The 12,470-nt window shown below is 54.6% G+C and carries 11 protein-coding genes; 4 read left to right on the top strand and 7 right to left on the bottom strand.

Features of this window, described 5'->3' with window-relative positions; all coding sequences use genetic code 11:
* Window positions 1-66 precede the first annotated feature (66 nt).
* The 5 genes from FEE96_RS04070 to FEE96_RS04090 all read right to left on the bottom strand — a co-directional run bounded on the left by FEE96_RS04070 (window position 67) and on the right by FEE96_RS04090 (window position 5,768).
* Window positions 67-1,254 carry a flavin monoamine oxidase family protein gene (locus FEE96_RS04070; protein ID WP_138161745.1) on the bottom strand — a complete coding sequence of 396 codons (1,188 nt, stop codon included), beginning with the start codon at window positions 1,252-1,254 and terminating at the stop codon, window positions 67-69.
* Window positions 1,255-1,446: 192 nt separating this feature from the next.
* On the bottom strand, window positions 1,447-2,550 hold the full coding sequence (locus FEE96_RS04075) for an ABC transporter ATP-binding protein (protein ID WP_138161746.1): 1,104 nt from the start codon (window positions 2,548-2,550) through the stop codon (window positions 1,447-1,449).
* Between the two features lie 90 nt (window positions 2,551-2,640).
* Window positions 2,641-3,687, bottom strand: coding sequence for a methyltransferase domain-containing protein (locus FEE96_RS04080; RefSeq protein ID WP_138161747.1), 1,047 nt, complete (start codon window positions 3,685-3,687; stop codon window positions 2,641-2,643).
* 182 nt (window positions 3,688-3,869) lie between these two features.
* Complete coding sequence (locus tag FEE96_RS04085) at window positions 3,870-4,988, bottom strand: hypothetical protein (RefSeq protein ID WP_138161748.1); 1,119 nt, start codon at window positions 4,986-4,988, stop codon at window positions 3,870-3,872.
* Window positions 4,989-5,768, bottom strand: a complete 780-nt coding sequence (locus FEE96_RS04090) for an SDR family oxidoreductase (protein WP_138161749.1) — start codon at window positions 5,766-5,768, stop codon at window positions 4,989-4,991.
* A 212-nt stretch (window positions 5,769-5,980) separates the two neighbouring features.
* Between FEE96_RS04090 and FEE96_RS04095 the strand changes: the two genes are divergently transcribed.
* A complete protein-coding gene (locus FEE96_RS04095; protein ID WP_246079294.1) occupies window positions 5,981-6,991 on the top strand; it encodes a Hint domain-containing protein in 1,011 nt (336 codons plus the stop codon).
* 18 nt (window positions 6,992-7,009) lie between these two features.
* Here the strand turns inward: FEE96_RS04095 and FEE96_RS04100 are convergent, their stop codons facing one another.
* Together FEE96_RS04100 and FEE96_RS04105 are read right to left on the bottom strand one after the other, a co-directional pair.
* Window positions 7,010-7,477 carry a hypothetical protein gene (locus tag FEE96_RS04100; RefSeq protein ID WP_138161750.1) on the bottom strand — a complete coding sequence of 156 codons (468 nt, stop codon included), beginning with the start codon at window positions 7,475-7,477 and terminating at the stop codon, window positions 7,010-7,012.
* Between the two features lie 148 nt (window positions 7,478-7,625).
* Complete coding sequence (locus FEE96_RS04105; protein WP_212744730.1) at window positions 7,626-7,982, bottom strand: BrnA antitoxin family protein; 357 nt, start codon at window positions 7,980-7,982, stop codon at window positions 7,626-7,628.
* Between the two features lie 163 nt (window positions 7,983-8,145).
* On the opposite strand from FEE96_RS04105, the gene FEE96_RS04110 reads away from it, so the two are divergent.
* The 3 genes from FEE96_RS04110 (at window position 8,146) to FEE96_RS04120 (ending at window position 12,448) form a co-directional block, all read left to right on the top strand.
* Window positions 8,146-9,753: a peptide chain release factor 3 gene (locus tag FEE96_RS04110; protein ID WP_138161751.1), complete on the top strand. Its 1,608-nt coding sequence runs from the start codon at window positions 8,146-8,148 to the stop codon at window positions 9,751-9,753.
* A gap of 30 nt (window positions 9,754-9,783) precedes the next feature.
* Window positions 9,784-10,734 (top strand): glycosyltransferase family 2 protein, encoded by a 951-nt coding sequence (locus tag FEE96_RS04115; RefSeq protein ID WP_138161752.1) that lies wholly within the window; start codon window positions 9,784-9,786, stop codon window positions 10,732-10,734.
* Between the two features lie 184 nt (window positions 10,735-10,918).
* Window positions 10,919-12,448: a DEAD/DEAH box helicase gene (locus tag FEE96_RS04120; RefSeq protein ID WP_138161753.1), complete on the top strand. Its 1,530-nt coding sequence runs from the start codon at window positions 10,919-10,921 to the stop codon at window positions 12,446-12,448.
* Window positions 12,449-12,470 lie beyond the last annotated feature (22 nt).

The following is a 12,470-nucleotide window of genomic DNA, read 5'->3' on the forward strand; positions in this document are numbered from 1 at the left end:
TCATTGCATCAACTGTCTCTGCAATAACAACAGGCAGGAAGCACCCAGCAAAGTCCCTCATCAGGGCTAGCTCGCAAGCACCCGTTTCACGGTCTGATGCGCTGACTGGCAGGCGCCATGAACGGTGGCCTGGTTGCGACCACCCAATGCCTCGCCAGCAAAGAACACGCGCTGCTGCAAAGGAGCCAGTATTTCGGCCATGCTGTCGAATTCGGCATCATCGAAGTCATAAGAATATGACCCCTGGATATAAGGTTCTTTCGACCAGTTCTGCACCACATGTTTGACATAGTAGCGCGAGGCCTGCCCGTCATAGATCTGGTCCAGTTCACCAATCAGTTTGGCTCCAACGTCCCGATCACTCAGCCGCACATAGGGCGCTGCCTGCGCATTGATTGCAAACAGACCCAGAATGTGACGCCTAGATCCCTTCCCAAATGCTGCGTCATAAACCGTTTTGTAATCCCCACCCGAAGCAACCTTTGCCGCCGGATCAAAAATCAAAACATCCGGATAGAACCGCTTTGAAAACTCGACAAAGACTTTGATACCGTCCCCCATGACAACACCTCGAATTGCACGGCTTTGCGCTTTTGGCATAGGCGGGTCAAATCGGATGGCATCACGCTGCAACATAGAGACTGGCACAGTGACGATAACCTTATCCCCCCTGAACACCTGGCCTCTCTTCGTTTTCACCACCACCTGACTGCCACTGTAGTCGATGCTGGAAACCGGGTTATTTAGGTGAATTTGGTCACGAACCGTCGGGACGATAAACCGCTCAAAAAACCCGTACCAGGTTGTCGTCTTGAACTTATACTCTGCATAAACACGCCGGAGCCAGTTCTGTTGCTTCAACCGGCCGTTCACCCAGGACTGAAATTGTTGTGGCTCATAGTCGATCGTTTCCACATCCATCAGGACAGAGGCATCATCCACAATATCGCCAAGAACGGAAGGCTCGTCGTGGATCCACTCTGCGCCCAGATCAACCGGGAAATCAGCGAACCCCTTCAATCGTTTGACCCGTCCGCCAATCCGCTTCGCCGCCTCAACGATTTGGACCTCCACCCCCGCGCGGCGCAGCAGGTACCCTGCGGTCACCCCCGCAGCTCCCGCACCAACAATGACAACTTTGGACGGCTTCGATGCCCCCAAAACCCCGGTCGCGGTAAGTGCGGCTGCTAACGAGCTGCTTAACCCCAGCGCCAGACACTGCCTTAGAAACAGATTTCTTGTAATCTCTGTCATTACAGCCGCTCCCTAAGTTTCGCAGCTCAGTTGCGCTTTAAACTGGTTACATCAAATACTTGGTTCACATCCGGTTTAGGCTCAGAAATTGGTACAGATGCAGTTCTTAGCTGCCAACCACAGTACTAAGAGCAATGTTTCCGCTTCAAAAGACCGTTCCAATATTCAAACCTAAGCAGCAAACAGTCTTAGTCAACGCGCAAATACAAAGCACCGATTACGCTTCACAGTCAGCCACATCACCCGGCCCGCTTGCGGCAGGAATACATTTGGCACTGTGGCCTTCAGAGTAGAGCCGTCATGATCCATTTTGAATTCCACCAGGCTTTCATGGCCCAAAAAGCGCGCGCGTACCACCGTACCGCGTGCCGCCACCCCATCACTTGGGGTTGGCAATGGACCGGATCCGGCACGGTCAAAATCAATCTTCAGATGTTGAGGGCGAAAAACAATGTCCACATCGGTGCCATCAGGCAACCCAGGTGCGAGGAAGTCCCCAAAGGCCGTTTCAGCCAGAGATCCCTGTACCCGCGCTTGTAAAACGTTGGTATCACTAAAGAACGCCACCGCAGCGTGATCGACCGGTCGGTTATAAACGTTGTAGGGCGCGCCCTGCTGTACAATCTTGCCACCGCGCATCAGTGCAATCTCATCCGCCATCCGCATCGCTTCTTCTGGCTCATGGGTGACCAGCAGAACCGCTGTGTCTTCTTCTTTCAACAGGCTCAGGGTTTCATCGCGGATACCGTCGCGCAGCCGGTTGTCCAACCCTGAAAACGGCTCATCCATCAGCATAATTCTTGGCCGCGGAGCCAGCGCCCGCGCCAATGCAACCCGCTGCTGCTCTCCACCTGACAGTTGATGAGGATAGCCATCAATAAACCGCATCAAATCAACCCGCGCGAGCAGCTCTTCAACCCGTGCCCGCTTCGTTTCCTTTGCCCCTTTCAGGCCAAAACCTACGTTGTCGGCCACGCTCAGGTGTGGAAACAGTGCGAAGTCCTGAAACATCAACCCGATTTCACGCCGTTCAGGTGGGACCCTAAAAATAGTGTCGCAGATCAGTTTACCATCGACATAGATCTCACCGCTGTCTTGCATCTCGACACCTGCGATCATGCGCAGGGTTGTTGATTTCCCGCAGCCAGACGGCCCCAGCAGGCAGGTCACTTGTCCGGCTTTAATGCTCAGCGACACATCATCAACCACCGCCCGACCACCAAAATGTCGCTTCAGGTTGCGGATTTCCAGACGTGGTGTGGTTTGCATCAGGCTGGCCTCAGGAGCAGTATTCATCGGAGTTGTGAAGCCTTTCTGAGAGATTTCCAAGGAAAACCATCGGATTTCCCCGCGCAGATAGCAACCCCAACGCGGTGGCGCAAGCCATCAGCAGCAGGTTGAAACGCCACCACTGTCCATTTCATTAAATGGGCTTTCTCCGCCGCACCCCGCAAAAATCCCATAATGGGTGTCAAAATCACCGATGAACTCGAAATGTGGCGCAAAACGCGTGTCTTGCAGCATTCTCCACGTATTACCGCAGACGGGGAACACCTTGCCTGCCTCAATGAGATGATGATCGTCCAGCTCAAAATAATGTGGCGCATGCGGGATCGTGCCGCGGTAGATCACCGCCTGACCATAGTCTTCGCAGGCGGGCTCCAACCCCTCCAATTTGAACAATCGGTAGGTCGCCGACAGAAACTTCAGAGGCTCCACCCGGGCTTCCAAAACTGGGTTCTCAATCGTCAAAGGGCGCGCGGTTACCCGGCGAGGATCCTCAAAACCCGCGTCTTTTGCCAAGGACAAAAAATCGTTCCAGTACAGCGCGCCTGACAGGCATTCGCCATACAGCAGGTCGTCTTCGGCCATGGCCTGGGGGATGCGACGATCTGCATAGACATCCGAAAAATACATCTCGCCGCCCTGCTTCAGTAACCGATGCGCCCCCCGCAGGACTGCCGCCTTGTCGGTGGCAAGATTAATGACGCAGTTTGACACGATGATATCAAACGAACCCGGCTCAAGATCTAGCGCCTCTAGCTGTTCGATGAACCCGTGGTGGAATTCAACATTTGAATGCGCATGGCCAAATTTCTCTGCGTGGTAATCCTGATGCGCCCGCGCGACATCCAGCTGCGCGGCGGTCATGTCAACGCCCACCACCAAACCAGTCTCACCAACCATAGCAGACAGGGCATAGACATCCCGCCCGGCTCCACAGCCCAGATCCAATATCCGTGCACCTTCAAGTGCAAGCGGCGCAATCAAGCCGCAGCCATAGTAGCGGGTCAAAACGTCGTCATGGATCTGCGCCAGAACGGCTTTGACATGATCCGGCATATCATCCGGGCTGCAACAGGCATTGGTTTGCAAATCATCACTGCTCTGCAAAACCTCACCGTAATAGCTCTGGACAGTTTCATGGTTCATTACGTTGATCTCCGGCTCTGTTTGCAAATGGGCGGCAGCCATTCTTTCCTGCAGTCATAACCATCCCAATTTACATTAGTGTGACAAGTTGATGGATCCCCTGTTCATCTAGCCCCAAAATATCCCGGGGGAGACCCCAGAGGGGGCTGGGGGCAGCGCCCCCCAAACGGCTGATTTCCGGATCAGGCCATCAGCTCAAACTCAACGTCGTCGCGCACCCGTCCATTGACCAGCAGCTCTATCCGATGTGGGCCGGGCACCAGGGTGAATGTACTGGCATTGCCTTTCAATGGGTGGCGTTTTTTAAGGGTCAGCGCTCCACCTGTTACACGGGCCTGCTTCATCTTGAATACCTTGGCAGATATTTTGCCACCTGGGCGTTGGAAGTGCAGCCGGTAGTCCACCAAAACCGGCAAGTCCTCCGCTGTATTCAAGTGACAGGAAAACTCCAATGCCTCCCCAATTCGCACAGCACCAGCCCTCAAGTCCAACCGCGCGTCCAGTTTTGCCAAAGGATCATAGCCCAGCATTTCCATGGCCCGCGGATGCCCGGATTTGACCAATCCACGCAGAGCATGAGCCGTCATCCAATCCAGTTCCCGCCGGTCTTGCTGCGCATCAACCCGCCATTTTTCCAACAGATCCAGTACAAGGTCAGGGTCTTTTTTGGTTATGTCATTCAGATGATTGGCAATCGATCGGGTAACATAGCGGGTTGCATCACCATGCAGCGCCTCCAGCAGTGGCAGCGGTTCTGGCAGATCCAACCCAACCGCAAGCCCCCAAGGCAGTCGCGGACGGGTCCCCTCGCTGACCAGACGACGCACATGATAGCTGTCGTGCCCAGTCCAGGCTTGCATCCGCGCCATTACTTCAACAGGCCAGCGGTTCAGGAACGGTCTCACAGCCCATTCCATCGAAAACCTTTGGGTCAGTTCAGCCAGAAGATCCAACGCCAACTCGCGGTGGTCCTCCAATCCTTTGGCAACAACAAACTCTCCCAGTGGGGCAAAGATAAAATCGCCAAAATCGTCATCTGTCTTCTTTGGGTCCAGCGGTTCAGGCAATGCGCGCAGCAGCACCGGAGCAACCTCTGGCAATGTGCCGGGCAAGGCCTCCCCCAACATCTCAGCAATCCAGTTGATCCGCTGCTTCAACTCAAAACCGAGCAGCTGCTCCATCACCCGCGATTCAAATTGCTCCGCGTCAAACCCAGGATCAGCCTGAGCAAACAGGCCCGCCAAATAGCGGACCTTTTCCTGATTGAACAACTGGTCTTTCAAAGAAAATCCACTTGCCATTTACATCACCAAGTTGGAGGCACCGCCATCCAGCAAGATGTTTTGACCAACAATAAACCCAGCATGCTTCGAACACAGAAATGCACAGGTGGCACCAAATTCGCTCCGGGTGCCATAGCGGCCGGCTGGAATGGTTGCACTGCGCTGCGCCTGGGCTTCCTCCATCGAGATCCCCTGCTGCGAGGATACACCGTTGTCCAATGCGACGGCACGGTCGGTGGCATGAATGCCGGGCTGCAAATTGTTGATCGTTACCCCCTGCCCGGCAACTTGGCGCGAGGTCCCCGCTACATAGCCGGTCAACCCAGCCCGCGCCGAATTCGACAATCCCAGCACAGCAACCGGTGCCTTGACCGAAACGCTGGTGATATTGACCACCCGGCCCCAGCCACGGTCCATCATCCCCGGCATCAGCGCCTTCATCAGTGCAATTGGGGCCAGCATATTGGCGTCCAGTGCCGCGATGAAATCCTCACGGTCCCAGTCCATCCACATACCCGGAGGCGGACCACCAGCATTATTGACCAAGATGTCCACGCCCATAGCAGCCGTTATCACCTGCGCCTGCCCTTCAGCGGTTGAAATGTCAGCGGCAACTGTAACCACGTCAACGCCATATTGGTCGCGGATCGCCTGCGCCGAAGCCTCTAGGGCTTCAGAGCCGCGCGCGTTCATCACCAGATTGACCCCAGCCTCTGCCAGCGCCTCGGCACAGCCCAGTCCCAAACCTTTGCTGCTGGCACAGACCAATGCGCGCTTGCCTGAAATTCCCAGATCCATGGCTTCACTCCCTCAGATGGATGCAATTTTGCGCTATCCTTGCACCGGCTTTCCTAAATTGACCAGCCCGGCGCCTGCAAATTTGCGTCATCTGGTCCAGCTACAGCCACAATTCGCTGCTACACCTCTGGCAAATCCCTGCTATAGGTGTGGACTGGTGCAACGATTGCCCCAATATCACCTTATGGTTCACTCTTACCCAAGGTTTCCAAGTGCACTCAGAACACGGCCATATCCAATCAGTCCTCGTCTACCCTGCCACCGGTTTCTCCGTGCAGGTCGGTGCTAACCTGGGCGACACGCTGGGGGTGCTGGATGATCTGATGCTTGATGACACCTATCAACTGGACCAAAGCACCACCCCAAAGCGGTTAGGCCTGTTGGCCCAGACGGATGGTGATCTGCGGGTGGCTGAAGACACTGAACTGGGGACCGCAAATGCCCAGTTGCATCTGGATTGTGCGCTGAGCTTGATGTCGCCGGATGGCAGCATCACCGAGGCGCTGGTACTGGTTGAGGTTGATCAGGATGGAATGATTTCTGATATTTTCCTGTTACCCTTGGCACCAATAGTGGCCCAAACCGACTATGTACTGGTTCGCGGCGAACGCCAAGACGCCCGCAAGAAGCTGGCGCAAATTGCCAATGTCTCGTTTAGCCGTGGCACGCATATCACCATGGCCTCCGGGGCTCAGGTTCCAATTGAACAGCTCCAGCCAGGCGACAAAGTTCTAACGCGCGATGAAGGCCCACAAATGGTCCGCTGGATTGGTCAGACAACGCACCGTGCCGTTGGGGGCATGGCGCCAATTCTGATCCGTGCTGGCGCGCTGAACAACGAAAACGATCTTCTGGTCAGCCCCGATCACCGGTTGTTTGTTTATCAGCGCAGCGACGAGATTGGCGCTGGCGCGTCTGAACTGCTGGTCAAGGCCCGCCACCTGATCAATGGTCACACGGTTGTGGTGCAAGATGGCGGTTTCATTGACTACTTTCAGATCCTGTTTGACCGCCACCATATCATCTACGCCGAGGGTATCGCCGCCGAATCCCTGCTAATTGACCCCGTCACAAAACCCGCGCTGCCGCCTGAGCTCCTTGACCAGCTGTCGCCACATCTGACCTCCCATGGTCGACGGGATAATCACGGATTGGATGTGCAAAAGGCCTTGCTGGATCGCCCCGATGCCATTGCGGCCTTGAAACGCGCCTCACTTCGCTGAAAAAAGGCATAGCTGTAGCTACGCGCAGTCCAGCGACATAGACCCATCTGATTGACGCCCTCTGTAGGCCTCAATCATCATGTCCGGACGCTTCAGCACCCCCTGCGCGATCAGCAGCCTCATGTGGCTGTTGTCATAGTAACGTTCTTCGATAATCTTGCCACTGCGCCATTGCTGCCAGCACAACCCGTCAATCTGATGCCGGACGCCTTCGGATGTGCTGAAGCTGGTTTTGTTCCGAAACACACAGATCTGCAGCACCTCAATGGACCGCACCTCTGTAATCATCCCCTCGATCAAAGAGGCCGTGTTTATAAACGGTTCCTGCTTACGCCGTGCTTCGCCAGCACCAGTGGCAAACAGGGTGTCATTGGCAAACATCACCCCATCCGCAGCAAAGAATTTGTCAAAAGCCGCCAGAGGTTTCCCGGCTTGCAGCAACTCAATTTGTTGCCTGACGCAGTCAGCAAAAGAACGCTCAATCATCTCGATATCCTATTTCTATGTTCTGTGCCTGTCTGCGGCACTCAGGCAGAGAACATTTATAGAACATGGCGCATTTCGCGGTCAACGCGATTCGAGTCGACTGATGACAGTTTCTGGCATCAAAGCGGTATTCTAACCTTCCCGCCTTTTATCTCCCCTCCTCCAACTCTCGCACTTTGGCATGGGCGTTTAGAAACAATCGTGGCGTCACATTGTCCCCGTCATAGGCCTCGATGTGACCGCTTAACAACGCCATCCAATAGATCCGCAAAATCGCGTTGATGCGGCGGCCATAGCCGGGGCCAAGTTTGCGAAACCAGCGCACCATATCCGCATCCAGACGCACGGTGACACGGGTCTTCGCCCGGTCCAACCGCTCCCAGCTGTCCATCCCGTTCCAGTCTTCGGGCATGCTTTTGTCGAGCCACACCTTGCGCAGTTCATCTTGGTGTCGTTCCAGTTCCAATTGCATTTCTGTACTGGCAGACTTTCGATTGATGCTCATGTTATCACAGCCCTGTGCCTGTTGCGGGAGCGACAAATCTGGACCCCAAAGGTTAATCCCGCCAATGCACTGCGCCCGGTGCACAGGTGGTGCACGCAAAGTGTACAGATCGCACCTGCCGTTTTCCTTGCCTCAGGCCACTTTCTTACCTATACGCGCGCTCATGTCTGACACTGCTTCAAACCGCCCCAATCTGCCGGCTGAAATCGCCCGCCGCCGCACCTTTGCGATCATCTCGCATCCGGATGCGGGCAAGACCACATTGACGGAAAAATTTCTGTTGTACGGTGGCGCGATCCAAATGGCCGGACAGGTGCGTGCAAAAGGCGAAGCGCGTCGCACCCGATCCGACTTTATGCAAATGGAAAAAGACCGCGGCATCTCGGTTTCAGCATCCGCAATGTCGTTTGATTATGATGATTTACGGTTCAACCTTGTTGACACGCCCGGCCACTCGGACTTTTCCGAGGACACCTATCGCACCCTGACGGCAGTAGATGCTGCCGTCATGGTCATCGATGGCGCCAAAGGTGTAGAAAGCCAGACACAGAAACTGTTCGAAGTTTGCCGCTTGCGCGATTTGCCAATTTTGACCTTCTGTAACAAGATGGACCGGGAAAGCCGCGAAATCTTTGACATCATTGATGAAATTCAAGAAAACTTGGCGATCGATGTGACCCCGGCAAGCTGGCCGATTGGGGTTGGGCGTGACTTTGTTGGAACCTACGATATCCTGCGCGACCGGTTAGAACTGATGGATCGCGCTGACCGCAACAAAGTTGCGGAAAGTATTGAAATCAATGGCTTGGATGACCCCAAGCTGGCGGAACACGTGCCTGAACATCTGCTGGAAACATTTCTTGAAGAACTGGAGATGGCGCGCGAACTCCTGCCAAAACTGGACCGTCAGGCCTTGCTAGATGGAACAATGACACCAATTTGGTTTGGTTCAGCAATTAATTCCTTTGGTGTCAAAGAGTTGATGGATGGCATTGCAAACTACGGGCCTGAGCCTCAAGTTCAAAAAGCCAACCCACGTGATATCGCGCCCGAGGAAAAGAAGGTTACCGGTTTTGTCTTCAAGGTGCAGGCCAACATGGACCCCAAGCACCGTGACCGCGTCGCCTTTGTACGCATGGCCTCAGGCCATTTTAGTCGCGGTATGAAATTGACCCATGTGCGCACCAAAAAGCCGATGGCGATTTCCAATCCGGTTCTGTTCTTGGCCTCAGACCGTGAATTGGCGGAAGAGGCCTGGGCTGGTGATATCATCGGCATTCCCAACCACGGCCAATTGCGCATTGGTGACACACTGACCGAGGGCGAAGCCCTGCGTGTGAGCGGTATCCCATCGTTTGCGCCAGAGCTGCTGCAAAGCGTACGCCCTGGCGATCCGCTGAAAGCCAAGCACCTTGAAAAGGCCTTGATGCAATTTGCCGAAGAAGGCGCAGCCAAGGTGTTCAAACCCTCCATCGGCTCTGGTTTTATCGTTGGCGTTGTTGGGCAGCTCCAGTTCGAAGTGCTCGCAAGCCGCATCGAGATGGAATATGGCCTGCCAGTGCGATTTGAGCAAAGTCAGTTTACCAGCGCCCGATGGGTTAGCGGTGACAAACAAGTGCTTGATAAATTCATCAACACGAACAGCCAGCACATCGCCCATGACCACGACGGAGACATCGTCTATCTCACACGTTTGCAGTGGGACATTGACCGCGTTGTTCGGGACTACCCAGAGCTAAACCTTACCGCTACTAAGGAAATGATGGTCTAGATTATCATCTGAAACACTGAGAAACGGCAAATGTCGAACTCTGAACATTCCCGCTGGGGTCTTGTGGCCACCATCAAGGCCCCAGCTATCGATATACTGAGTTTTGCTGCCTATCACCTCGAGGCGGGCGCGCATCGACTGTTTTTATACCTTGATGCTCCCTGCCCAGATGCAATGCCCTTTCTCAAGGCACACCCCAAGATCCGGGTCATCCTGTGTGACGACGCCCATTGGCAAAAACGACGCAAATCCCGTCCCATAAAACATCAGGTTCGCCAAACGCTGAATGCAACGCGCGCATATCGGCGTCAGGCCCGCGATGTTGACTGGCTGATCCACATGGATGTCGATGAGTTTTTATGGAGCGAACAGCCTGTTCATACACACCTTGGTCCCCTGTCGCAGGATGTATTTTGTGCGCGGGCCCGCCCAATAGAATCGCTGGCCGGAGATGGCACCACATTTAAGGGGCATATTCCAAACGATCCAACCCGCAGCACAATTGTTCGCCATCTCTACCCTCGCTTTGGCGATCAACTGAAGTCGGGTTTCCTTAGCCACGATCAGGGCAAACTCTTTGTACGAACCGGTGCCGAGGGCATAGAGTTTCGTATCCACAATGTGTTCCGCGAGGGCGAAAGCAACCCTGATCAAATCGAACTGTCTCCGGTCGATTTGTGCCATGTACACAGTAAGGATTGGGACAGCTGGTTTGCTCACTACCGCTATCGCCTGCAGCAAGGGTCATACCGGCCAGAACTTGCGCCCAATCGTAGGCGTGAACTGGGGGGGATCACCCTACACGAGCTCTTGACCGAAATAGAAACTGAAAATGGCGTATCCGGGCTGCGCGCTTTCTATGATGAGCTCTGCGCTGACACACCGGAACTGCGCGCCCGTCTACACGACCAAGGACTGCTGAAGATTCGCAGGCTTCACCTCACCGAAAAACGTCAGAAACAATTCCCTGCATTCGGTTGATTTGTTTCCCAAATGCCCCAATAACACATTCCCAGCGCAGATTAGCCGACTCTGTTTGACCCATCGCCGTGATTTTGCTATTCCCCGCCGCGAGCCAACAGTGCAAATCGCACTTAGACCATCCGGGTCCGGCCATATCAATGCACGTGCGGGCTAAGTCAGCGTCCGCGAAACGCGGATACACATGACGAAATTTTCTGATCTGAATCTCAACCCTAAAGTTCTCAAAGCAATCGATGAAGCGGGTTATGAAACCCCAACACCGATCCAGGCTGAGGCAATTCCGCCTGCGCTGGAAGGTCGTGACGTTTTGGGTATTGCCCAGACCGGAACCGGTAAAACTGCCTCTTTTACCCTTCCTATGATCACTTTGCTGGCCCGAGGCCGTGCGCGCGCCAGAATGCCGCGCAGTCTGGTCCTGTGCCCGACACGCGAACTCGCTGCTCAGGTCGCCGAAAATTTCGACACCTATGCCAAGCATCTGAAACTGACCAAAGCCCTGCTGATTGGCGGCGTTTCGTTCAAAGAACAGGATGCTGCAATTGACCGGGGTGTTGATGTTCTGATTGCCACCCCTGGCCGTCTGCTGGACCATTTTGAACGCGGCAAACTGATTCTATCAGATGTGAAAGTCATGGTGGTAGATGAAGCCGACCGTATGCTCGATATGGGTTTCATACCCGATATCGAACGCATTTTTGGTATGACAAACCCGTTGACCCGACAGACGCTGTTCTTTTCGGCCACTATGGCACCAGAAATTGAACGCATCACCAATACGTTCCTATCAGCACCTGCACGCATCGAAGTGGCGCGTCAGGCGACCGCTTCCGAAAATATCGAGCAGGGCGTCGTGATGTTCAAAGGATCGCGCCGCGATCGTGAAGGAAGCGAGAAGCGCAAGCTGCTGCGCACACTGATCGATGGTGAAGGCGAAAAATGCACAAACGCAATCATCTTTTGCAATCGCAAAATGGATGTCGATGTGGTTGCCAAATCGCTGAAAAAATATGGCCATAACGCAGCCCCAATCCACGGCGATCTGGATCAAAGCCAGCGGACCAAGACACTCGATTCTTTCCGCGAAGGCGAGTTGCGTATCCTTGTGGCTTCAGATGTTGCGGCCCGCGGCCTGGACGTACCCAGCGTCAGCCATGTGTTCAATTTTGACGTCCCCAGCCACGCCGAGGACTATGTGCACCGTATCGGTCGCACAGGTCGCGCTGGCCGCGATGGGAAGGCCGTGATGATCTGCGTTCCCAAGGATGAAAAGAACCTCGCTGATATTGAGCGCTTGGTGCAACGGGAAATTCCACGACTGGAAAACCCGCTGAAATCGGCCAAGGAAGAAGCGGCAAAAGACAGTGGCAAAGATGGTGCCGAGGAAAAGAAATACACCACACGCACCCGCCGGTCTTCCGCGAAGACTAGCGAGCCACGCAAGGCAGCGGATGAGACCGCAGACAGCACCAAGGATCGCCAGCCCAAGACAGAAGAGCGTCAGGCCAAAACAGAAGAACGTCAGACCAAATCCGAAGACCGGCGCCCCAAATCAAACGATAACCGGTCCCGTTCTTCCGACAACAGGTCGAATTCGCGGTCCTCTTCCAACCGTTCACGCGGTGGCCGAGACAACGGGAAGTCTGTGGTCGGCTTAGGCGATCACCTCCCCAGCTTTATTGCGCTGAGCTTTGAAGAGCGCCGCGCTAGCTAACTCAACTGCGCTTCTAACGCTT

Source organism: Parasedimentitalea maritima (assembly GCF_005771405.1).
Taxonomy (GTDB): Bacteria; Pseudomonadota; Alphaproteobacteria; order Rhodobacterales; family Rhodobacteraceae; genus Parasedimentitalea; species Parasedimentitalea maritima.

Coding starts and splice junctions, on each gene's coding strand:
- FEE96_RS04070 (WP_138161745.1), bottom strand. CDS start 1,254: ATGACAGAGATTACAAGAAATCTGTTTCTAAGGCAGTGTCTGGCGCTG.
- FEE96_RS04075 (WP_138161746.1), bottom strand. CDS start 2,550: ATGAATACTGCTCCTGAGGCCAGCCTGATGCAAACCACACCACGTCTG.
- FEE96_RS04080 (WP_138161747.1), bottom strand. CDS start 3,687: ATGAACCATGAAACTGTCCAGAGCTATTACGGTGAGGTTTTGCAGAGC.
- FEE96_RS04085 (WP_138161748.1), bottom strand. CDS start 4,988: ATGGCAAGTGGATTTTCTTTGAAAGACCAGTTGTTCAATCAGGAAAAG.
- FEE96_RS04090 (WP_138161749.1), bottom strand. CDS start 5,768: ATGGATCTGGGAATTTCAGGCAAGCGCGCATTGGTCTGTGCCAGCAGC.
- FEE96_RS04100 (WP_138161750.1), bottom strand. CDS start 7,477: ATGATTGAGCGTTCTTTTGCTGACTGCGTCAGGCAACAAATTGAGTTG.
- FEE96_RS04105 (WP_212744730.1), bottom strand. CDS start 7,982: ATGAGCATCAATCGAAAGTCTGCCAGTACAGAAATGCAATTGGAACTG.
- FEE96_RS04110 (WP_138161751.1), top strand. CDS start 8,146: ATGTCTGACACTGCTTCAAACCGCCCCAATCTGCCGGCTGAAATCGCC.
- FEE96_RS04115 (WP_138161752.1), top strand. CDS start 9,784: ATGTCGAACTCTGAACATTCCCGCTGGGGTCTTGTGGCCACCATCAAG.
- FEE96_RS04120 (WP_138161753.1), top strand. CDS start 10,919: ATGACGAAATTTTCTGATCTGAATCTCAACCCTAAAGTTCTCAAAGCA.